The sequence below is a fragment of the Sediminibacillus albus genome (assembly GCF_900101125.1).
In the GTDB taxonomy this organism is placed as follows: domain Bacteria; phylum Bacillota; class Bacilli; order Bacillales; family Amphibacillaceae; genus Sediminibacillus; species Sediminibacillus albus.
Window position 1 is genome coordinate 269,870 of record NZ_FNFL01000003.1, and the last position, 22,314, is coordinate 292,183.

21 protein-coding genes and 1 pseudogene are annotated in these 22,314 nt (G+C 41.7%); 7 read left to right on the forward strand and 15 right to left on the reverse strand.

Annotation, left to right across the window (positions count from 1 at the left end; genetic code table 11):
* Nucleotides 1-20: 20 nt before the first annotated feature.
* Nucleotides 21-1,127 (reverse strand): annotated as a pseudogene (locus BLR93_RS10370) (DEAD/DEAH box helicase); the annotation flags it as partial.
* A 244-nt stretch (nucleotides 1,128-1,371) separates the two neighbouring features.
* Between BLR93_RS10370 and BLR93_RS18385 the strand changes: the two are divergent.
* Nucleotides 1,372-1,503, forward strand: coding sequence for a hypothetical protein (locus tag BLR93_RS18385; RefSeq protein ID WP_281241698.1), 132 nt, complete (start codon nucleotides 1,372-1,374; stop codon nucleotides 1,501-1,503).
* Between the two features lie 128 nt (nucleotides 1,504-1,631).
* On the opposite strand, the gene BLR93_RS10375 is transcribed toward BLR93_RS18385, so the two are convergent.
* A complete protein-coding gene (locus BLR93_RS10375; RefSeq protein ID WP_093214055.1) occupies nucleotides 1,632-2,429 on the reverse strand; it encodes a 3D domain-containing protein in 798 nt (265 codons plus the stop codon).
* A gap of 664 nt (nucleotides 2,430-3,093) precedes the next feature.
* Complete coding sequence (locus BLR93_RS10380; RefSeq protein WP_093214057.1) at nucleotides 3,094-3,651, reverse strand: nitroreductase family protein; 558 nt, start codon at nucleotides 3,649-3,651, stop codon at nucleotides 3,094-3,096.
* Nucleotides 3,652-3,911: 260 nt separating this feature from the next.
* Here BLR93_RS10380 and BLR93_RS10385 point away from each other — a divergent pair, with 260 nt between their 5' ends.
* Genes BLR93_RS10385 through BLR93_RS10400 form a run of 4 tightly spaced genes read left to right on the forward strand, consistent with a single transcriptional unit; the run spans nucleotide 3,912 to nucleotide 8,673 of the window.
* A complete protein-coding gene (locus tag BLR93_RS10385) occupies nucleotides 3,912-5,087 on the forward strand; it encodes a galactokinase (RefSeq protein WP_093214060.1) in 1,176 nt (391 codons plus the stop codon).
* 31 nt (nucleotides 5,088-5,118) lie between these two features.
* Nucleotides 5,119-6,111: a UDP-glucose 4-epimerase GalE gene (gene galE, locus BLR93_RS10390; RefSeq protein ID WP_093214062.1), complete on the forward strand. Its 993-nt coding sequence runs from the start codon at nucleotides 5,119-5,121 to the stop codon at nucleotides 6,109-6,111.
* Nucleotides 6,112-6,121: 10 nt separating this feature from the next.
* The gene (gene galT / locus BLR93_RS10395; RefSeq protein WP_093214066.1) at nucleotides 6,122-7,612 is read left to right on the forward strand and encodes a UDP-glucose--hexose-1-phosphate uridylyltransferase; all 1,491 of its coding nucleotides are present in this window, start codon (nucleotides 6,122-6,124) and stop codon (nucleotides 7,610-7,612) included.
* 14 nt (nucleotides 7,613-7,626) lie between these two features.
* Nucleotides 7,627-8,673, forward strand: a complete 1,047-nt coding sequence (locus tag BLR93_RS10400; RefSeq protein ID WP_093214069.1) for an aldose epimerase family protein — start codon at nucleotides 7,627-7,629, stop codon at nucleotides 8,671-8,673.
* 347 nt (nucleotides 8,674-9,020) lie between these two features.
* Here BLR93_RS10400 and BLR93_RS10405 read toward each other — a convergent pair whose 3' ends face one another.
* From BLR93_RS10405 to BLR93_RS10440, 8 genes are all read right to left on the reverse strand, one after another.
* Nucleotides 9,021-9,218, reverse strand: a complete 198-nt coding sequence (locus BLR93_RS10405; RefSeq protein ID WP_093214071.1) for a hypothetical protein — start codon at nucleotides 9,216-9,218, stop codon at nucleotides 9,021-9,023.
* A gap of 626 nt (nucleotides 9,219-9,844) precedes the next feature.
* On the reverse strand, nucleotides 9,845-11,065 hold the full coding sequence (locus BLR93_RS10410) for an ROK family transcriptional regulator (RefSeq protein ID WP_093214074.1): 1,221 nt from the start codon (nucleotides 11,063-11,065) through the stop codon (nucleotides 9,845-9,847).
* A gap of 138 nt (nucleotides 11,066-11,203) precedes the next feature.
* Entirely contained in the window at nucleotides 11,204-12,187 is a 984-nt protein-coding gene (locus tag BLR93_RS10415) for an aldo/keto reductase (protein WP_093214076.1), read from the reverse strand.
* Nucleotides 12,188-12,331: 144 nt separating this feature from the next.
* Entirely contained in the window at nucleotides 12,332-13,186 is an 855-nt protein-coding gene (locus BLR93_RS10420) for an HAD family hydrolase (protein ID WP_093214079.1), read from the reverse strand.
* A gap of 111 nt (nucleotides 13,187-13,297) precedes the next feature.
* Nucleotides 13,298-13,681, reverse strand: a complete 384-nt coding sequence (locus BLR93_RS10425; RefSeq protein WP_093214082.1) for a hypothetical protein — start codon at nucleotides 13,679-13,681, stop codon at nucleotides 13,298-13,300.
* 26 nt (nucleotides 13,682-13,707) lie between these two features.
* Nucleotides 13,708-13,914: a helix-turn-helix transcriptional regulator gene (locus BLR93_RS10430; protein ID WP_093214083.1), complete on the reverse strand. Its 207-nt coding sequence runs from the start codon at nucleotides 13,912-13,914 to the stop codon at nucleotides 13,708-13,710.
* Between the two features lie 148 nt (nucleotides 13,915-14,062).
* Nucleotides 14,063-15,037: a ring-cleaving dioxygenase gene (locus BLR93_RS10435; RefSeq protein WP_093214086.1), complete on the reverse strand. Its 975-nt coding sequence runs from the start codon at nucleotides 15,035-15,037 to the stop codon at nucleotides 14,063-14,065.
* 96 nt (nucleotides 15,038-15,133) lie between these two features.
* Nucleotides 15,134-15,925, reverse strand: a complete 792-nt coding sequence (locus tag BLR93_RS10440; protein WP_093214087.1) for an SDR family oxidoreductase — start codon at nucleotides 15,923-15,925, stop codon at nucleotides 15,134-15,136.
* 191 nt (nucleotides 15,926-16,116) lie between these two features.
* Here BLR93_RS10440 and BLR93_RS10445 point away from each other — a divergent pair, with 191 nt between their 5' ends.
* Nucleotides 16,117-17,895, forward strand: coding sequence for a solute:sodium symporter family transporter (locus BLR93_RS10445; protein WP_093214089.1), 1,779 nt, complete (start codon nucleotides 16,117-16,119; stop codon nucleotides 17,893-17,895).
* Nucleotides 17,896-17,957: 62 nt separating this feature from the next.
* On the opposite strand, the gene BLR93_RS10450 is transcribed toward BLR93_RS10445, so the two are convergent.
* Both BLR93_RS10450 and BLR93_RS10455 read right to left on the reverse strand, forming a co-directional pair.
* The gene (locus tag BLR93_RS10450) at nucleotides 17,958-18,425 is read right to left on the reverse strand and encodes an NUDIX hydrolase (protein ID WP_093214091.1); all 468 of its coding nucleotides are present in this window, start codon (nucleotides 18,423-18,425) and stop codon (nucleotides 17,958-17,960) included.
* Nucleotides 18,426-18,516: 91 nt separating this feature from the next.
* Entirely contained in the window at nucleotides 18,517-18,756 is a 240-nt protein-coding gene (locus BLR93_RS10455; RefSeq protein WP_093214093.1) for a ferredoxin family protein, read from the reverse strand.
* Between the two features lie 251 nt (nucleotides 18,757-19,007).
* Between BLR93_RS10455 and BLR93_RS18500 the strand changes: the two genes are divergently transcribed.
* On the forward strand, nucleotides 19,008-19,274 hold the full coding sequence (locus BLR93_RS18500) for an RrF2 family transcriptional regulator (protein WP_425440942.1): 267 nt from the start codon (nucleotides 19,008-19,010) through the stop codon (nucleotides 19,272-19,274).
* Between the two features lie 85 nt (nucleotides 19,275-19,359).
* On the opposite strand, the gene BLR93_RS10460 is transcribed toward BLR93_RS18500, so the two are convergent.
* Together BLR93_RS10460 and BLR93_RS10465 are read right to left on the reverse strand one after the other, a co-directional pair.
* Nucleotides 19,360-20,922: a BCCT family transporter gene (locus BLR93_RS10460; RefSeq protein ID WP_093214095.1), complete on the reverse strand. Its 1,563-nt coding sequence runs from the start codon at nucleotides 20,920-20,922 to the stop codon at nucleotides 19,360-19,362.
* Nucleotides 20,923-21,339: 417 nt separating this feature from the next.
* On the reverse strand, nucleotides 21,340-22,299 hold the full coding sequence (locus tag BLR93_RS10465) for an ATP-grasp domain-containing protein (RefSeq protein WP_093214098.1): 960 nt from the start codon (nucleotides 22,297-22,299) through the stop codon (nucleotides 21,340-21,342).
* Nucleotides 22,300-22,314 lie beyond the last annotated feature (15 nt).

A 22,314-nucleotide genomic window follows, 5' to 3' on the forward strand; every position in this document is an offset into this window, starting at 1 on the left:
CCCTTCACAATAAGGCTCTATAGCTCTTTTCTCTTTATTTTTCCTTTAATTCCTTTTTCGATGATTTGCAGATATGGCCGGTCTTTGGGTGCAGCAAACGTTATCGCCATGCCATCACTCCCGGCACGTCCGGTCCTGCCGATCCGGTGAATATAACTTTCTGCATCCTGGGGAATATCGTAATTGATTACGTGGGTAACTCCCTCTACATCGATCCCTCTCGCGGCTACATCGGTAGCCACTAGATACTGGATTTTCATGTCGCGGAACCGCTTCATCACCTTTTCGCGTTTAGCCTGGGAAAGGTCGCCATGAAGTTCGTCGGATAAATAGCCATAGCTCTGAAGAGCGCCATTGAGTTTGGCTGCCCTTCTTTTGGTGCGGCAAAATATAATAGCCAAAAAAGGCCGGAATTGATCTAGCACGATTCGGAGCTTGTCCTGTTTTTCTCTATCAGTCGTTTCAATCACCATTTGTTTGATTTCATCCAATGTGATTTGGCTGCCTTTGACTTGGACATTGTGCGGATTTACCATGTAAGTCTTAGCCAGTTTCTTCACTTCATTTGGCATGGTTGCCGAAAACAACATTGTCTGCAGCTCTGTCGGAAGCTCCGCAATAACCTCTTCGACTTCTGGCAAAAAGCCTAAGTGAAGCATTTGATCAGCTTCATCCAGTACAAACATAGATACCTGCGAAACCATCAAAGTACCCCTGCGCATATGGTCGAGCAGCCTTCCAGGCGTAGCCACTACAATATGGATACCCCGCTTCAGCTTATTTAACTGCCCCTGGATATCCTGCCCTCCGTATACTGCTAAGGTATTTATCCCTTCCAATTGATCAGCAAGTTTATTTAACTCTGCCGTAATCTGCAACGCCAACTCTCGCGTCGGTGTTACCACAAGCGCCTGGATATGCTCGTTCTCCAGCTCTAACTGCTCGAGTATCGGCAAAAGAAAAGCATATGTCTTGCCTGTCCCTGTTTGTGCTTGGGCGATTACATCCTTTTTATCCAGTACTAATGGTATCGCTTTTTCCTGAATTGGAGTCGGCTTTGCGATTCCGTTACGGTTTAATATCTCTATCAATTCACTTGAAATTCCTAAGCTTGCAAAATCTGCCAAGCAAAACACCTCTTTTTCAAATTAAGTTCATTCCCATTATTCCCTGCAACGGTGGAGTTAACCACCTTCAGCTATAGCATATACCATAAAAAGCCTATGTACATTCTAACCCGTTTTCTTCAAATAAGTATCTTTTCTTTCAAAATTTTTAAAAATAAATCGCAATTTGTAACAATTTCCTCTGGAAATTGAAGCCCTTTATCCTTTACAATAAAAGTAAGAAATGCTCAGGGGGAGAAATAAAGTGAAGAAGTTGTTAATAGTCTTGTTTTTAATGTTGATTATTAGCTTTGGAGTTGTAGGATATGTACAAACGGTCAGTCCTGAAAACGAAGTAGACTTGGAAGCCGATAAAGGCACCCAACTAGTAAATTAAATAGAGAACTCTTCAGCAACTGGAATTTTCCAGGCCATGCTGGATTCTATGTGACTATATTGCTGTTCAGGCATTAAAAAAGCAGAAGCGCTATGGGCACTTCTGCTTTTCTATTAACTACTTTACAATTAATCTAAAATGGTAACGTCTACTGTTCTACGGCCCCAGTCATATGCTTCTGACTTCGTTGGAACATGAAGATCGATTCTGTTGCCTTTGATTGCTCCGCCGATGTCTCCTGCAATTGCTTCGCCGTATCCTTCTACATAAACTCTAGATCCAAGTGGAATCACTTTCGGGTCAACCGCAATTACTTTTGCATTTGGATTAGCATTTAAATCAATGCCTGTGGAAGTAATTCCTGAGCAGCCTGTGCAATCTGCAGTATAGGCAGTAGACTCAACAGTTACTACTTGTCCATTTGCTTCATCTTTTGAACTTGGTGTTGATTCAGAGACGGTAGGCTCTGTTGTATTTTCCGGCTGTGCTGTAGCTGTAGGTTCCGCCTCTTCTACAGTGTCAGTTTCAACTGGCTTGTTTTCTACTTGATCAGGAATAATGTCGATTTGCTGCGTTTCTTCTACATATAATTCCTGCGCTGGTAGAATAATATTAGATGATAGTTTGTTCCATTCCTTTATTTCAGATACGCTGACACCATATTCGGCAGCGATACTGAATAAGGTATCACCTTTTTTCACCGTGTACGTTTCTGCTTTATCTATTTCTAAGTTTTGCCCTGGGTAGATAATATCTGTGTCCAATTGGTTGAGATCTTGTAATGTCTCAACAGATGTTTCGTAATTATTAGCGATTCCCCATAGAGTATCGCCACTTTCCACTTGGTAGTCTTCGGCGGATGCAGATGTTGCAGCGGTCCCTGCAATGATAAGTCCTGTAGCTAGAGATACTACTATTTTTTTCATCTGTTTTTCCCTCCTCAAAATTTCTGACAAGACTAATAGTAACACATGAAAAACCGTGTTGTGGTTACAGCCTATTTAAGAGTAAATTACAAAAGTTACTGTTTATCATAGACTTGTCATATTTGTAATTCTGGGGCAATAATCCTGCTTTTTATACATCAAAATGTAAAAAAAAATAGGTTTAATAGTATAAACCTACCTTTTCTACTTAAAAAATCTATGTTATTAGCATCTTTCAATAGAAAAACAACCCCTGAATTTCATAGATTTTTTTAAAACTGATTTCTATAAAAGAAAGCTGGCTTTTCTTCAGGCCAGCTTCCACTATTATTAATAAGGTCAGCGTCATGTCCTTTATCACGGGCAACCTTGACGGCATCGACTGTTTCCCTCTGACCGATGGGCGAACCCCTTGTCTGGAATATTCCCCGATACCGAAAGGATTTTATGAATCTCCTGCCTGGAAAAATATTTAATAATCTAAGGAATCAGCCAATATTTACAGTATCTTCATGCTTGGTTAATATTTAGTTATTAATCAGCTGATACAATATAATTAAATTAATACCCCTTTACTATGGAAGACGTACAAAGATCCATCGATGTCCGTCTTCCTTTTTTTTATGTATATAAAAAAGCAGCATTGTAAAATGCCGCTCTCTGTTTAATCTAATTCAGTTATCCTTGTTTTCACGTCTGCTCTGGGCCTTGGCTTCGGCACCTTTGCCGGATAACCGATTTGCAGCATTCCTGCTACCCTTTCGCCCGGTTGGACACCGACTGCTTCTCTAAACTCATCTTCAATCGTCAGCTGGCCCGTTTTCCAAATCATACCGATTCCTTGCTCCCAAGCCAGTAAACTGAAGTTTTGAATCATGCAGCTGGTGGCAGCGTAATCCTCTTCCCGGAACTTTGGACTATGATTTTCCTTCATAGCCACTACTAAGAGGACTGGTACATTAGCAATTTTTTGATAGGCTTTTTCTCCATTTGCTTTACGCTCTTCCGGATCCTTTCCTTTCTCCCCAAGCGTACGATTAATCTCCGCTATCTTCTTTATCGAATCTCCATACACAAAGATAAAACGCCACGGCTGGGTCATTTTGTGATTAGGGACCCATACTGCTGTTTCAAGCATTTTCTTCAATTCTTCCACCGGTACAGGTCGATCCTCATACAACTGAATGGAACGTCTATCTATGATAAGCTCTGTTAAATTCATTGGTTCTGCTCCCCCATTCCCTATTATAAAATAATATTTATCAGCCATTTGATATATGAATACAGGATTCAAAATGAGAATGATTATCACTAACACTAAACTTATCTTACCAAAAATTTAAAATGTGTCAATTTTCAATCGTTCCCTTTTAGAGAATGAATGCTTTCTAAATTACGCTTGAAAAACGCTGCTAACCATAGTAAGCTAATAACAGATAATAAATTAATTTAATTAAGTTATATAAAGCGAGGTGTAAGTACATGGATATCCAACAAATTACTGCCGCATTCCAAGAAGTTTTTTCAACAGAGGAAACACCAAGAGCCTTTTTCGCTCCGGGGCGGATTAACCTGATTGGTGAACATACTGATTATAACGGCGGCCACGTATTTCCCGCCTCTATTTCCTTTGGAACTTATGCTGCCAGCAGAAAAAGAAAGGATAAGGTTTTCCGGTTTTACTCGATGAATTTTCCTGAAATCGGTATCATTGAGTGTCATCTGGATGACCTTTCTTTTAGAAGTAGTGATTCTTGGGCTAATTATCCAAAAGGAATGATAAAATACGTATTAGAAGATGGCTTTTCAATTACAGCAGGAGCAGATATTATTTACTACGGAAATATACCGAACGGGGCGGGGTTATCCTCCTCCGCCTCCATTGAAATGGCGACAGGAGTCCTGCTGGATTCTTTATTCCAGCTAAACATGGATCGAATCCGGATGATTGAAATCGGGCAAATGGTCGAAAACCATTATATCGGGGTCAACAGTGGAATTATGGACCAGTTCGCCATTGGGATGGGAAAGCAAGATCACGCTATTTTACTAGACTGCCAGTCTTTAAATTATTCATATGCCCCCTTCAAGCTTGATGGTTATGTAGTAATGATTATTAATACTAATAAGCGAAGAGAACTGGCTGGTTCAAAGTATAATGAGCGTAGAACCGAATGTGAACGTGCACTTAGCGATTTACAAAACATACTCTCCATTGAAAGTCTCGGCGAACTGACCGAGGAACAATTTGAACAACACAAACATCATATTCAAAACGAAACAGACAGAAAACGGGCAAAACACGCCGTCTATGAAAACCGGCGCACCTTAAAGGCCCTGGATAGTTTGCAAGCGGCTGATCTCGAACAATTTGGCAGATTGATGAATGAATCCCATGCTTCCTTGCAAAAAGACTATCAAGTAACTGGCAAAGAGCTTGATACGATTGTGGAAGCAGCCTGGGATCAGCCTGGGGTACTGGGAGCCCGGATGACAGGGGCAGGGTTCGGCGGTTGTGCTATCGCTCTTGTACCTGATCATGACATCGAAAGTTTTCAGGAAAAGGTCAATCAGCTTTATCGAAGTAAAGTAGGATATGACGCCACTTTCTATCCTGCAAGGATCAGTGATGGAGCAAAAGAATTACCGAACGAATAAAACTATTTTACCTGAAAAAGGAGTGTAGTCCATGAGTACATTAGTTTTAGGCGGGGCCGGTTATATTGGATCCCATGCGGTGTACCAGCTTATAGATAAGAACGAAAAGGTGGTTGTCGTTGATAACCTTGAAACAGGGCACACGCCAGCGGTCCATCCAGAGGCAGCCTTTTATAACGGTGATATTCGCGACAAATCATTTTTAAACAAGGTATTTGAAAAAGAAGACATCGACGCTGTCCTTCATTTTTCGGCGAATTCCCTTGTTGGCGAATCGATGGGGCAGCCATTAAAATACTTTGATAACAATGTACATGGTACCCAGGTTTTATTGGAAGTAATGAAGGAGCATGGAGTGAGAAAGATTGTATTTTCCTCCACGGCCGCTACTTATGGAGAGCCGGAAGCCGTTCCAATTACTGAAACAATGCGGACACAGCCTACCAGTGCTTATGGCGAAACGAAACTAACGATGGAAAAACTGATGAAGTGGTGTTCCCTTGCCTTCGATTTAAAATATGTCTCCTTGAGGTACTTTAATGTCGCCGGCGCAAGAAAGTCAGGGGAGATCGGGGAAGACCACCAGCCCGAAACCCATTTGATACCAATCGTACTACAAACAGCGCTTGGCCAAAGAAAGGAGATTACTATTTTTGGCGAGGACTACCCTACGGAAGATGGGACATGTATCAGGGATTACATTCATGTAGAGGACTTGATTGATGCCCATTTACTCGCTTTAACCTATTTGGAAAATGGCGGTGACAGCGGCATCTTTAACCTCGGGAGCAGCCAGGGTTTTTCTGTAAAAGAAATTATTGAAACAGCACGCAAGGTAACCGGGAAGGAAATCCCTGTTGCTTCTGGTCAGCGGCGGGCAGGAGACCCGACTGTGCTGATCGCCTCCGCGGATAAAGCCAAAAACGTATTAGGCTGGAGACCTGTCAGAACATCTATTACAACTATTATCGAAGACGCCTGGAACTGGCACCGCAATCATCCAAACGGATATATCGAGGAGTGAAACTCTAACTATGTCGGTTTATCGAACAATTTCAAACTTAATTGATAATGCCATCAAAGCTGATTTGATTGAACCTTGTGACAGGGTCTATGTACGAAATCAAATACTCGGATTATTACATTTAAATGATTATCAGGATGAAGAAGGCTCCGGACAACAGGCAGCTATTCCTGATTTAATTGAAGAACTGGTTGGAACCGCAGTGGAAAACAATGTGATTGAAGATGTATTGGACGATAAAGAAATCTTTGCTGCCAACTTGATGAACATCTTCCTGCCCAAACCATCAGTAATCAATCAACTATTTACTGAAAAGTGGGAGCAATCACCGAAAGAGGCAACCAATTACTTTTACCAGTTAAGCAAGAATAGCAACTACATCCAGATGAAGCGTATCAGTAAGAATATTCACTTCAAGGCTGATACTTCGTATGGAACTCTGGATATTACAATCAATTTGTCAAAACCAGAAAAAGACCCTGAGCAAATTAAAAGGGAAAAACAAAAAAAGCAGAAAATTAACTATCCACGCTGCGTCTTATGTATAGAAAACGAAGGATATGTCGGCAGGGTTGGACATCCAGCGCGTTCTAACCACCGAATTGTTAAGCTGGATTTGGAAGGAGAGAATTGGTATCTTCAATTTTCCCCTTATGTCTATTACAATCAGCACAGCATTGTTCTGGCGGAAGAGCACCGCGATATGAAAATTGACCGGAGCACCTTCGAACGGCTTACCGCCTTTGTCGAGAAATTTCCGCATTATTTCATCGGGTCCAATGCCGATTTACCGATTGTCGGCGGTTCTATCTTGAGCCATGACCATTATCAAGCGGGCAGTTACTCTTTTGCCATGGATAAAGCTAGCGAATTATTTTCGTTTGCCCTCAATAAATTTCCGAAAGTGGAAGCTGCTGTGATGGAGTGGCCACTGTCTGTTATTCGCTTGAAGAGCTCCAGACGCCAGGACTTGATAGCAGCAGCCGACCACATTTTGCATAAATGGAAAGCCTACAGCGATGCGTCAGTAAATATAAAAGCTTTCAGCAACGGCGACCCCCATAACACGGTAACGCCGATTGCCAGACTTAAAAACGGCCAGTATGAAATGGATCTTGTTTTACGAAATAACCGTACGAACGAACAGCACCCCATGGGGATCTTTCATCCGCATCAAGATGTCCATCATATCAAAAAGGAAAATATCGGACTGATTGAGGTGATGGGGTTGGCTGTCCTGCCGGCAAGGTTGAAAACAGAACTGGAGAAGGTAAAAAGTTTCTTGTTGGGAGAAACTACTACTGTACCAGAACACCATCGCCAATGGGCGGAGGATATCAAGCGCACAAACCAAATAAGCAAAGCAACCATCGACCGGACAATACAGCAAGAATTAGGAAATAAATTTGCGAGAGTACTTGAGGATGCCGGTGTATTTAAACAAGATAAAGTCGGCAGACAGGCATTCAAACGTTTCATATCTATATTAAACAATGAATAGTAAGGAGTGTTGGTATGCAGATCAATCAGGAAGAAATCACACTATCCAATCAACAAAAATGGACGCGGTTCACATTAAAAAATGATCTTGGCATGGAGGTCAGCTGCCTGGACTTCGGCGGTATTATTACGGATATCCTTGTTCCTGACATAAACGGAAAGATGGAAAACGTGGTAATAGGTTATCAAAACGAGGAAGATTATCTGGATAATCCTAATTATTTTGGTGCGCTGATTGGCAGGGTTGCTGGACGAATTGCGGGCTCTTCCTTCACTTTGGAAGGAAAAAAATATCGTCTTCCCGCTAATGAAGGCAGCAACCACTTGCATGGCGGCCCTAACGCTTTCAATAAAGTCATTTGGGAGACAGCTGTATTTGAAGAGGATAACCAGGCAGGAGTCACTTTCAGCCGCCAAAGTAACGATGGAGAAAATGGTTATCCCGGAAATGTAAAAATGCAGATCACCTATACCCTCGATAACCAGAACAATCTCGTGGTCACTTACCGGGGGAAGTCCGACCAGGATACATTTTTGACGACTACGAACCACTCCTATTTCAATTTAAGCGGGGATTTAAAAAACGGTATTCAGGAACATAAAATCACTATCGACAGCAGCCAATTTGTAGAGCTCGATAACAATTTGATTCCCACGGGCCGAAAGCTAGCCACTGAAGGCACTGTATTTGATTTCCGCCATGGAAGGCAAATAAGAGACGGCATCGACTCAACATATGAGCAAAACCAATTTGCCGGAAATGGGTATGACCATTACTTTATCTTTGACCACCATCAACCAGAACAGGTGATAGTTTTCGATGAAAAAAGCAGGCGCCAAATGACGGTTAAAACGGACCAGCCAGGGATGGTCATGTACACTTCAAATACATTGAAGCCTGGATTAAACTTAAAAGAAGGAAATTCGCAACCGTATTTAGGCATTTGTTTGGAAACACAGGCTTCTCCTGCATCTATTCATCATGAAGGCTTCCCTTCCTGTTTTTTAGCCAAAGATGAGGATTATTTTACACAAACAAGCTTCCATTTCGAAGTGAAATAACAAAGTGGTTGGGGCATAACATACATCTTTCGGAAACTTTGAAAAAGCAATCAATAATACGTATCACCGATAACCGGAAGGGATTTCACAATTTAATGCTGCTATGGGCTTCTCTGGTGCAATAAAATTTTTATTTATGCACGGAAGCCCATTAATTGCGTAGAAACATGCGGTTTTTAAATATCTTTTGTGGTTTTCTATTTCCATTATCAGCAATTTGATGATTTGCTACTTAACAGGATTAAAAATGTGGCAATTATCGCAGATCACTCCGCCGTATATGCAATAATCGCATTTTCAGGCGGAATGACTGCTTGTTTACCTAAAATTTACGTGGATAAGGACGGTCAAGAATTATTTTTTTGTTTTTTTAACTGTTTTAATTGCCAAAAAAACATTGAGACTAAAGCTAGATAAAATGCCCCAACTAAGAAATAATCGTAAGTTTTTGGGTTTACTAGAATCACCTTAAATATAATGAATGTAGCAAATATAGAGAAAATCCCTAAGTAAACTAGATTCACAGCTGGATTTTTTCTAACCATAACTTAATTCTCCTTACAGGTTGATTATCTTGTTTATTTAATCAAAGTATCATTTTTTTCTAAGAAAACAAACCATAGGCTCATTCTTTCTATTTTACGTCGTATTCTATATATCAAATTACCTAGGACAAAGGTTTTTAGAACGTAAAAATAAAAATAAAATCAATATTTCCTTTTTAATTTCTTTATCTTTAATTGAATCAGTTATTGTCCTCTTTTTGATCTATACTGGTTTATTTTTTAAAATTTAAATTTTAAAGAATAAAAGCCCTATGAGAAAATTTTCTCGTAGGGCTTTTACTGAGTTCCCCCTTGTTTTGGGGTGGAGGTATTGGGTAGTTGTGTGGGGGCTACTCTCTTCGTTGATAGCAGAGCTAACTTTGCATACTCCTTCCTTTTTCGTATGAAGACCCTGGAAGAAGCCGTTTTTGCTTCTGAAGAGACTGCAGCCGTGCCCTCCGAAGGCGAAGTATTCTGCCGGTGCAAGTTTAAGTACCTAACCTTGTAAGAAGGAAGAAATAGAGTTGTCACTGTCTCCGTAAGGTATACTAAACATTAGAAAAGAAAAATCGAACGAGTTCGAATGCTAAGTATTTCGAATCATCGTTTGACTTTTGCTTTGGCCACTATGCTTTTGCCCTTATTGATAGCGGATCAAATAATTCCGTGAGCATGAGGGCGACCGCCCCTAAGACAGTAGCATTTTCCTGCAGGCTTGAAATACTTATTTCGGTTTGTTTCGCTTCGGTTGTCAGGGCCCTGTCTGCAATCGTCCGCTTAACAGCATCCAGTATATAACTGCCTGCATTGGATACACCTCCGCCTATGACAATCTTACTCGGATTAATCACATGAATAAGGTTAGTCAACCCAATACCGATATAATAACCAGTGTCTGCAAGTATTTGTCGTGAACCTTGATCGCCTTGGACCGCTGCCTGGTGAACCAGTTTACCAGTAATCTGACTAGGATCAGCATCCGCCAGCTCTGCCAGAATCGTTCCTTTGCCCTGGATCAACAATTGTTTTGCTTTTTTTTCTATCGCCGGGCCGGAAGCAACCGTCTGGAGACAGCCTTGATTGCCGCACGTACAAAGCTCCCCGTTAATGTCCAGTGTCATATGCCCGATTTCACCGGCAATGTCATATTCCCCATGGTAGAGCTTGCCGTCAATAATTAATCCCGCACCAATCCCGCTTCCTATATTTAATGCGAGCATACTTTTTACACCTTCGCTATTACCAAACCACGACTCTCCTAAAGCCATGGCCCGCGCATCATTTTCTACTTTCACCTCATAATCGAATGCTTTTTCCAACTCCTGTTTGATTGCTACATTATGCAAATTTAAGTTAGGAGCAAATAAAGATATTCCTTCTTTCACGCGGACAACGCCGTGCATGGCTACACCGATACCGATAATTTTTTCTGTCAATGAGGAATGGGTTGAGAGCAGCTCTTTAACACCTTTAATCAGCGTATCGACAAACTGGCTGCCTGTTATCTTTTTATCGATAGGAATCATTCGCTCATCTATAAGTTTGCCCGAAAGATCAGCAAGCCCGAATTTCATCGTTCTTGGCCCTGCATCGACTCCGATTACATAAAACCCCGTGTTGTTGATTACAAGCATCGTTGGTTTGCGGCCGCCTTGGGAAGTACCAAGCGAACTTTCCTTAACGATCCCTTGTTCAATTAATTCCTTTACAATGCTTCCTACCGTAGGAGGTGTAAGATTTGTTTCTTTGGCGATTTGCGCCCTTGATATCGGCCCGCATGTCCTGATTTTGTTCAATATCATCGATTTATTCAAGGTCTTCATCCATTGAAAGCTTCCGCGCTGCATAACTTCTCCCCTGCCCGTCTTATGTATAAATTGGATAATTCATTATAACATAAGTTAATTAAGTTAATTTATAAGAAAAGGCAGAGAACCTTCGTAAACTAAAAGGCATATCGGGATAACCCAATATGCCTTTACTAATTAGTAAGCTCCGCGTATATGCGGGTGAACATCATGCTGATAAAATTTATGCAGCCTGTCCATTTCTTCACTGGTAAAGCTTGGTACGTCTAAGGAATGTAAATTATCCTCGACTTGTTTCACTGATTTAAATCCAGGAATAGCACAAGTCACTTCTTCATGGTCGAGTATCCAGCGCAGAGCAGCTTTAGACATACTGTCTCTATCGTTGGCTATCCACCTTAGCTGTTCAGCTAACTGAACACCCTTATTAAATTCAAGGCCAGCAAAAGTTTCACCGACATTGAATGCCTCTCCATTTTGATTGAAATTGCGGTGATCATCGGTATGGAAGCTATGATCCTCGCTAAACTTACCTGTTAACAAGCCGCTTGCAAGCGGAACACGTGCAAGAATCCCGACACCTTGCTGATGTGCCTTCGGAAACAGCTGTGCCAAAGGTTTCTGCCTGAATATATTGAATATTACCTGTAAAGCATCAATATTATAATTTTCCAAACAGTAAAGACCTTCTTCTACTGTTTCAACGCTGACACCATAGTAACGAATCTTCCCCTGGGCTTTTAATTTCTCCAGCACTTCAAATACACGTCCGTCTTTTAAGATCTCTAAAGGCGGGCAATGAATCTGGTATAAATCAATACGCTCTCGCTCCAGCCGTCTTAAACTAGCTTCGCAATATTGTGTAACCCTTTTTTCCGAGTAGGTTTCCGGGTCATCGATATCCCCTGAACGGCAGAATTTTGTTGCTATATGAATTTCATCTTCTTTTCCCCTGGTAGCCTGTGCCAGTAACTCTTCGCTGTGTCCCGCTCCATAAACATCGGCTGTATCAAAAAAGTTAACCCCGGCATCCATTGCATGCTGGAGGGCCTTTAACGATTCTTCATCATTGGTATTCCCCCATGAGCCACCGATTGCCCACGTGCCAAAACTAAGTTCGCTTACTTTTAAATCCGTATTGCCTAGTTGACGGTAGTCCATCGTACCAACCCCTTAATTAAGATTAGAAATATCATAATCTATCAAACGTTAACTTTATTATGGCACTTCTGGGAATCCGAAACAAATGTAACGCTTTCATAAACTGCTATACTATACACAAGGGGACACCTATCCCCTGGTGCATCACTCTCCAAATTTTTCTTTAAGAAAACGGTATAATCCATCTTCTTTATAACTATAGGCAGTGATTTCATCTACCTTTTCTTTTACATTACTGGGGGCGTTTTTCATGGCTACCGCATAACCAGCTATCTCCATTAATGGAAGATCATTTTCACTATCCCCGACCATCATCACATCCTGGCTGCTTAATGAAAACTTTTCAAGCAAATACTGCATCCCTGTCGCTTTGGAAATATTTTTTTCCATCACTTCCACGTTATGATCAGAGGAGGAAAACGTACTGAAATCGTTTTGCTTTTTAATTTGATCCAATGTTTGTTTCCACCTGGAAATTTGGTGTTTATCTCTGCTGAAAAAGTATATTTTAATGGCACAATCCCATGGCAATCTCGCCTTCCATTCGACATCCTGCTCCAGAGCAGCCTGGCGGGACCGCCATTCATCTTCTTTTACCGTATCCGGTTTAGGTTCCTCTATCTGTTCTTCGAAGTAACCTTTGTCTTCCTGCAAAGCGGCCCCAGGACTATCATTAGAATGGACTTCGTAGTAAATGTTGGCCTTACGTGCCTTTTCCACCAGTTCTTTTACTAAACCTCCATCTAACATATGCTTAATTATTTGCTCGCCCTCAGCATAAATCACCATGCCATTGGCACAAACCATCCCATCTACCTTCAAGTCAGCAGGGACAGCATCATTAACCTCCTTAAGCGTTCTGCCCGTTGCAATAAAGACCAACCGTCCTTGCTTCCGTAGTATTTTCACATAATTTTTTAGATTTTCGCTCACTTCATTTACATGGTTCAACATGGTGCCATCCATATCAAGAATGACAGCCTTGGCTTGAAATGTCATTTTTTCACCTCTGTTATATTTACTGTTCCATCATACCCTTCTCCCTTGTTTCGTTAAAATATGCGCATCATTAGGAGAAGGACTCTATATACATTAACATACCTCGTCGGATTAAGACCTCCTGGCAAATACAACAAATGAGACAAAAACCGTCGTCATCGTTAAAGCAGCCATTACACTTACCGTTTGATACCCATCCAGCGTCAGGAGATTAAATTGGAAGAGTGCCATGAGGACCAGCATATACCCTAATATAAAGAAATAACTGACAAACATCCCTTTTTCACGAATCCGTTTGGCACGTTCATCCTTTTCTCTGAAATGGGGGTAAAGATAAGCATTGCAAAAAGCCATCACGCTGACAGCAAACTGAATGATATCATGCCCCATCGGAAATACTCCTTTCGTAATAGAAGCTGCGGTGAACAGGATACCAAATATTAAAAACAGGACACCAAAGATAATGAACTGCCGTTGACCGAACTTAACGCTCATTTTAACACCCTCCTTATCTTGGTTAACTACTTGTAGTCTTCTTCTTCCAGGAAGAAGATATCTTCCACTTTTGCTTGAAACACTTCGGCAATGATCATTGCTAAAGGAAGGGATGGATTATATTTGCCTTTCTCAATGGAAATGATCGTTTGCCTGGAAACCCCTAACTTCTCTGCCAGCTTATCTTGTGAGTAATGAAATATTTTTCGATAATCAACCAGTTTGTTTTTCAATCGATACCCACCTCTTTTGACCATTGTATAGTAAAGTTCACTTCACGTAAAGTTTGCTTTACTATTATGCCATGTTATCTATTTCCATGCAAAAAGACAGCATGTCCCCATGAGGACATGCTGTCTTTAAAATAACACTTTTTGCTTGTTAACGACCGCTTGTATCAAGCGGTTTCAATCTTGCTTCTATTTCTGAACGCCGGGATTCAAGAAACGGAGGAAGGGCAACACTTTCCCCTAAATGATCGAACGCTTCATCGGTTGTGAAGCCTGGCCCGTCCGTAGCTAATTCGAATAAAATCCCGTTGGGTTCCCTGAAATACAAAGAACGGAAGTAATACCTATCAACCTGCCCTGAGTTGGGAAAACGAGCTTGCTTTATTTTCTCTTCCCAATGAGCTAATTCATCTTCATTATCGACTCGGAAAGCAACATGGTGCACACTGCCCCGGCCTGGCCGTTCCTTGGGTACATCGGTACGTTCCTCCACATGTATCTCCGCACCTGTGCCTCCTTCGGCTGTTGAAAAAACTTGAATAGCAGCGTTTCCTTCTACTGTTGATGGATAACTGCCGATTTTTTCAAAACCGAGGATACTTGTCAGTACATTTATCGTTCGGTCAGCATGCGGAACCGTTAGCTTAGCAGGTCCAAGTCCAAGCACGCCCTTATCCCTGGGTACCGGGCTCTTTTCCCATGGAGTTCCGCCAGCAACGCCTTGATTATTTTCATCGGATACTAAAACAAGGCGCTGTTCTTCCGGATCTCTGAAATATAAAACCTTTCTGCCGAATTGCTCAATTATCTCATCATGGTCTACCTGATATTCTGCAAAACGCTCTTTCCAATAGGATAAAGCCTGATCGTCCTTTACCCTTAATGAGGTGACTGAAATACTGTTGTTGCCTGCATAAGTATGCCCTGCTCTCGGTATTTCAAAGAAGGTTAAATCGGTCCCGGGATTGCCCTTCTCGTCTGCATAAAACAAGTGATACATGCTTGTGTCATCTTGATTTACCGATTTTTTAACCAGCCGTAATCCTAATACGTTTGTATAAAAACGGTAATTGTTCTTTGCATTGGCAGTAATAGCCGAGACGTGGTGGATTCCTTTGATTTCCATGCTTATCCCTCATTTTGCAATTTTTAGCTAATTATCTCGATTTCAAGATAATTATAATGCAAGTTTTCCCGTATGTCAAACGACTTCACACCCCGGTTATCTTAACAGCGATTCAGCTCCATCAATAAATAGCTCCGTTCCAGTAATATGGGAAGATTCATCTGAAGCCAAAAATCTGATCAAGTCGGCTACCTGCTCTGGTTTACCAGCCCTGTGCTCCAAAGGCTGGTTTCCTTCTGGAAATTCAATCGGAATCTTCACTTTCTCTAAATTTTCTTTGTCAGCATGAGTATTTTCTCCGATGTTTGTCTCGATTGCTCCCGGGCAAATAACGTTCACTCTAATCTGGTACTCAGCCAATTCCAAGGCGGCCATCTTGCCGAAAGCCATCTGCCCTGCCTTGGAAGAACTGTAAGCAGACATCCCGATACCGGAAAATGTGCGGTTGCCGTTTATTGAGCTAGTAATGACAATACTACCTCCCTGTTTTCTCATGGCCGGAATTGCATATTTCACCGTTAAAAAGGTACTCTTTAAATTGTTTGTCATTGTTTGATCCCATTCTTCCGGGGGGAGATCTTCAATCGGGGCTAGGCGGCCATTAACCCCTGCGTTGGCAAAAACAAAATCAAGCCGTCCCCATGTCATTACTACTTTCTGAATACAATCCTCTACTTGAAGCGGGACAGAAACATCTGCCTCGATAATCATTGCTTCTCCTCCAGCATCGCCGATATCCTGTTTAACTTGGGCTGCATTTTCTTCCTTGATGTCGACCAATGCCACTTTTGCTCCTGATGCCGCCAGTTTAAGTGCAGAAGCTCTGCCAATTCCCGACCCGGCCCCTGTGACAACCGCTGTTTTTCCAGCTAAGCTCTTCTCATTCATTTTACCTGCCTCCTCGTAAAGTGTGGTTGATCTAGAAGATTGCTTGGTCTTTAAGTGAACTAATAACTTATATATCCATCCATCGATAAAGTAAACGCTTTAGAAAAATTTTCCTGATTGTAATTGGTTTTAAGCGAGTGAAAAAGGGGGAAGTTCACCAAAAGAAAATAAATGAATTGGAGCGAAATACCATGAATCATTCGAGTCTTTGGTTTACACTCATATCCTGCATCTTTTTTATGGGCTTGGTTGCCTGGATAGCATACAGGCAGACAAAGAACCAAGTGAACGACTCTGCCGGGTACTTTCTGGCAGGCCGAGGGCTTTCCGGCGGATTCATTGCCGGATCCTTATTACTTACCAATCTTTCTGCCGAGCAGCTAGTCGGGCTGAACGGCCAGGCTTACCGCGCCAACCTTTCCAATATGGCCTGGGAAGTCACGGCCCCGATTGCAATCGTAATTATGGCCCTTTATTTGCTACCAAAATATTTAGGGGGTTCCGTCACCACCCTGCCGGAATTCTTGAGCAGACGGTTCGATAAGACGGTCCGACTATATATTGTTATCTTATTTATGTTTGGTTATGTATTCGTCACAATTCCTTCCATGTTATACTCCGGCGCATTAGCCGTGTTAAGGCTGTTCAATGTCCCTGATTTGTTAGGAATATCCTTTGTCCAGTCCGTATGGCTGGTGGTATGGGTAGTTGGCTTAATAGGAGCCGCCTATGCGATTTTCGGCGGTCTTAAAGCCGTCGCTATTTCAGATACACTAAATGGAATTGGTCTGTTGATTATTGGAATTCTCGTGCCAGTCCTCGGTTTCTTTGCCTTGGGAGATGGCAATATGCTAAGCGGCATGAAAGAAATCACCGTGAACAACGCCGAAAAACTCAACGCCATCGGCGGAGCAGACGATTCCGTACCCTTTGGCAGCATTTTTACTGGATTAATTGTCGCCAACTTGTTTTATTGGGCATCCAACCAATATGTCATCCAAAGAACCTTAGGGGCGAAAAGCCTGAAGGAAGGACAAAAAGGGGTATTATTCTCCGGGTTTTATAAGCTGCTCGTACCTTTATTCATGATGATTCCCGGAATCATCGCCTTTCATCTTTATGGCGAAAATCTACGTAATGTCGACCTGGCCTATCCAACCCTGATTTCAAATGTGCTGCCAACTTATCTATCAGGCTTCTTCCTGGCAGTTCTTCTAGGAGCTGTGCTAAGTTCTTATAACTCGCTGTTAAATAGCGCTGCTACCATGTTCGCTTTCGATATTTATAAGCCACGGGCAAACAAGGAAGTTAGCGATGAAAAACTAATTAAAATCAGCAAAATATTTGGAACTATCATTGCTTTCATTACCTTTTTTATTTCACCGCTGCTCATGTATGCACCAAATGGTTTATGGGATTTAATCAGACAGTTTACTGGTTTTTTCAACATCCCGATCGTCACCATCCTGCTGGCTGCAGTGCTTTCAAAATATGTACCTGCGATTGCTCCCAAAGTAGTAATCATCTTTCATGTCATCGCCTATTATTTAATGATTTGGGGAACAGATCACTTATTCGGTTTCCCATTGGATATCAATTATGTACACGTATATGGCATACTGTTCGCCATTGAAGTCAGTATCATGCTCTTCTTCCGGTTCTGGAAGCCGAGAAAAGAACCATACGTATTCAAAAAAGATCCAAAAGTCAGCCTTGTACCATGGAAATATGCTTTGCCAATCACTATTATTCTGTTATCGCTAATGTGTGCTGTTTATATTGTATTTTCGCCAATTGGTCTTGCCTATCCAGATGCCGTTGTTTCCAACAGCTTCTGGTATGCAATAGGAGGTTTAGCCGTCATTACAACGGCACTCTACTTTCTATCCCTGAAAAGCTGGATGAAAAAATATGATAACTATTTAATAAAAGAGGAGGAAAGAAAAGAGGACTTTTCTGTTTCGAGATAACATATGCCAAAAGACAACCTCCCACCTGTAATCAGCGGGGAGGTTGTCTTTTAATAATTATATCAGTCGATAATCGGTCCTGTTGTACCAGCAGCATATTCCTCTATGATCGGCTTATGGCTGGCAAATAAATTTTCTGGTAAATCGTTTAATCGGAAGAATTCCGCATCCAATGACTCTTCATTTTGCCTCACGAGGCTTCCTGTGAAATCACTGCAGGTAAACCAGATTTGAACCATTGCCACCTGGTCGCCATTTTCAAGGGTTGTCTCTTTGTCAGATCCGGAGTAAATACTGAATAACTCCAGCTGTCCTAACCGCAAGCCAGTTTCCTCAAACACTTCCCTTCTTGCAGCATCTGAAACAGTTTCACCCATCTCCATATATCCTCCTGGCAGCCCCCACGATCGATTATCTGAACGTAAATGGAGCAGCAGCCGGTCGTCCTGGTCAAAAACAAGCACTCCGGCAACGACCATAATCACTTTTTCGTGTCCCACCATAGAACGTAAATAGCTTATGTAATCCATTCTAACTCTCCTTTTCCTCAAAATAATTAATATAGATATAAAAAAGCAAGCCCTACCTTAAAGAGAAGATGGACTTGCTTATATATGCAAATTATTGATTTGCGAAAAACGCTTCAGCTCTTTCCAAATCTACTTCCTGTTCAGGAGTTAGATCATATTCTTCCTCTATTGCATCTACTGGGCAGACAGCTTTACAAGCCCCGCAGTCGATGCAAATGTCGGGATCGATGAAAAATTGGTCCGGACCTTCTGCTATACAATCAACAGGGCAGACAGTCAGACACTCTGCAGCTTTTTCATCTTTACATGGACTCGTGATAACAAAAGCCATCGAGATATTCCTCCTTATATATGAAGAATTCTATGTTCAAGAATTCTATAATTATATTTAATAACACCCAGGCGTCTTTGGCAAGGAAAGGAACCCGAATGTCGTTCAGCTTTCCATCCTATATTAACACAAGCCGAAAAGGTAGAGTAACCCATATGCTATCGCTTTTACTGATTTATTAAAAGAAAAAACCCTTGCCTTAATTAGCAAGGGTTTTCAGATTAAAAATTAAAATTATCGGAAATGGCGGCATAAAACTAGCAAGACATCCAGACGATATCCAGATTGGTGAGGTAGTCCGCAATACTGAAGAAGATTTCTTTGTAGTTGAATGCTTTGACGACTCCAAGAATACTTGTTTAATTAGTGACGCCTGCCGTTTGCAGGGAGTGTTGGGAAAGGCTTTGACAGCATTCATGGAAACATTAGATCAATATAAACTTGGTGACCTGATTATCAACAAAGACCACTTACAGTCTTTGATGACTCATTCAGCATCTGCAGACAACAAGCCCTGAAAATTTTCAGGGCTTCTTTAGTAAAAAAAACACCTTATCCGATTCCGAATAAGGTGACAGCAAATTTTATTTGTTTTCAATTAAGTTATTCTTCTTCGTTAACTGGCTTTCCATTGGATAAACCAATGTGTTGTTCTTTGCCAAGTTCACGTGCAATCTTGACTGCGTCCCATAGTGTGGGGAGCATCAATAAAGATACAGGAACGGCTGTGACTACAATGGAGTTCTGGATAGCCGTAACGCTTCCCGGATCGATCGCTAATAAAATAGTCGATAACACACCGAATAACAATACCCAGAAAACGCGAATCCATTTTTTCGGCCGGTCATTACCCGTTAGCGTCACTGCCACTGTATAAGAAATAGAGTCTACGGTCGTCGCGACAAATACCAGCGTGACAATTAAGAAACCAATTGCCAGCCATAAACCTAGCGGCATTTGATCCATGATCGCCATAACGGCAGCAGGCATTCCGCCATTACTCAAAGGATCAGAAATCACGCCGGGGTTACTCAGCTCAGCTTCGATGCCGCTTCCGCCTACAACGGTAAACCAAAAGTTACTCACGAGCGGTGCCACAACTGCAACTGCCAGTACTAATTCACGGATAGTTCTTCCACGGGAAATGCGGCTAATAAAAATTGCCATCATTGGCCCGTAACCGAGGAACCAGCCCCAGAAAAAGACTGTCCAGGCTCCTAGCCATGCCTGGTCGCCCTGGTATGTTGACATTGTCAGCAGGTTTTGCAAATGGAACCCCTCTGCTGAGATGAATTTGTTAATGATAAACATCGTTGGTCCGACAATCAACATCACGATTGCCAGGAAAACAGTCAATCCTACATTCATCCGACTTAAAAACTGGATCCCTCTGTCTACGCCTGTGGCTACTGATATAGCCGCTATCACAACTAACACAGCAATAACAATGATATTGGTAAATAGTGTATTAGGCACACCAAATAAAGAGTGCAATCCATAGGTAAGCTGCATTCCCAGGAAACCGATAGGTCCCATTGTTCCCGCAGCCACCGCTACGATGGAAATAATATCAGCAATGCTGCCTACAATACTTTTACGGAATATCTTTTCTCCAAATAGTGGATATAACATAGCTCTAGGTTTCAGCGGAAATCCTTTATGGTAATGGGCATACATTAAAACAATGGTAGCCAGAGTTCCTAATATTGACCAAGCCATGAATCCCCAATGCATGAAACTTTGCGCTAAAGCAGGTTCCACCCCTGCCATACTTGAGGAATTATCGTTAAACAACGGGGGGTTATTGATAAAGTGATACATTGGTTCTGAAGCCGCCCAAAAAACGCCGCCACTGGCCATTAATGTACATAATATCATCGCTACCCAGCGGTAATAACTATTTTCTGGTTTAGCTTTGTTTCCCAACCGCACTTTACCGTATTTAGAAACTGCCAGACCTAACCCAATAAGCAAGTTCGCCAATAGCAGCAGCTGCCAATACGATCCGAAATACTTGGCAGAAACGTTAAAGGATGCGGTGATCCAATTTCCTACCCTGTCTAAATCCATTAATGATAAAAGGACAAATAATATTATTAATCCTCCACTTACTATAAAAACGGGGGTGTCCGTCTTGTTTGTCGATATCTTCTTTTCTTGTCGCACTTTTTTCCTCCTGAATGTAAGGAGCAAGTGCCTACAATAATGTTCCCTCTCTCTCTATCTATCATTGCAGACCATTTGATGGGGAATTATTCTCTTATAGTTATAAAGAAAAATGCTATTTAAAAATCGAATAATTTTTCAAGTCCGAAAACCATCGGCTTGCTCTCTGTATTTTTACTACGAATGAAGTTACATTAAATTATTTCGATTTTCAACCATACAGGAAAACGGTTCACTTCCTTTCTTATCTTGCCAAATACATTTAATATTATAAGTTTATTTTAGAATTAACGTCAAATAAATAAATAGGTAAGGGAACAGTCTTTTTGAATGAAAGCGGATTAATTTAGTCAATTATTAAGATACCGCTACCAGAAAAAACTTATCCAGCAGTATTTGCCGGATAAGTCTTCCAGGTCAAAAAGAAATCGAATTGGATGCTTGCAATGCTTTTAATTCTTCCTTCAAGAACGCCGCCATTTCCAACATGCCGTATTTTCCTGCTTTGGCTTCTGCCTCCGAGTTATAATTCGTATTTGTGTTTACATCATAGGTGAAAATCTCACCGTCCTGGTTATAGATGAATTCAATACCGGCTATGCGGATGTCGTTTTCAGCAAGGAATTGCTCGTACCTTTCAATCACTGATTCGTTAAAGTTATCAACAATTTGAAACTTCGCCTTTTCCTCAGCTTCTCCGCCGGCAGGGCAAAACAAGTCATTCACTTTGCACGCATCAGCTGGGCACAGTTCAAAACCTTCCGAGGTATCGACCTGAACCGCATATAAAAATTTTCCGTTAACAAACTCGCACCTGGTAATATACGGATCGGGAGCTTTTATATATTCCTGGATCAAAGTAATTCCATCTACCGGTTCATCAAAATCCGGGCCTTGCACATAGTTTTTTAATCCATCAATCGAATGGAACAACTGGACTCCAAGACCTTTCCCTGCCCGGTTATGTTTGGTGATAAAGGAAGAGGCACCCAGCTTTTCGGCCGCTTCAATAATCTGCTGTTTGCCGACAGCTGCCAACGTTTTGGGTGTGCGGATTCCTGCTTGATTCAACGCCATGTACTGATTAATCTTACTAAGTTCAAGACGTAATGCCCTGCTTCCATTAATAACCGTTCGCCCGTGGCGTTCCAGCCAAGCAAGCACACCTTCTGTCAGTTCTGGCGCATAACGATGATTGCGAGTATGGGAAGAAGCACTGATTCTGCTGTAAAAAATCCCCTCCGGAGGTTCTTCAGTTAAATCAAGCACCCCTTGGTCAAGAAACCATTCTTCATAGGGAACATCAAGCTCTTCCAATCTTCTTGTCAAATGCTCTGTCCACTCATTGTTTTCATGGATAACGTAAACTTTGCTCATTAATGATCTCCTCAC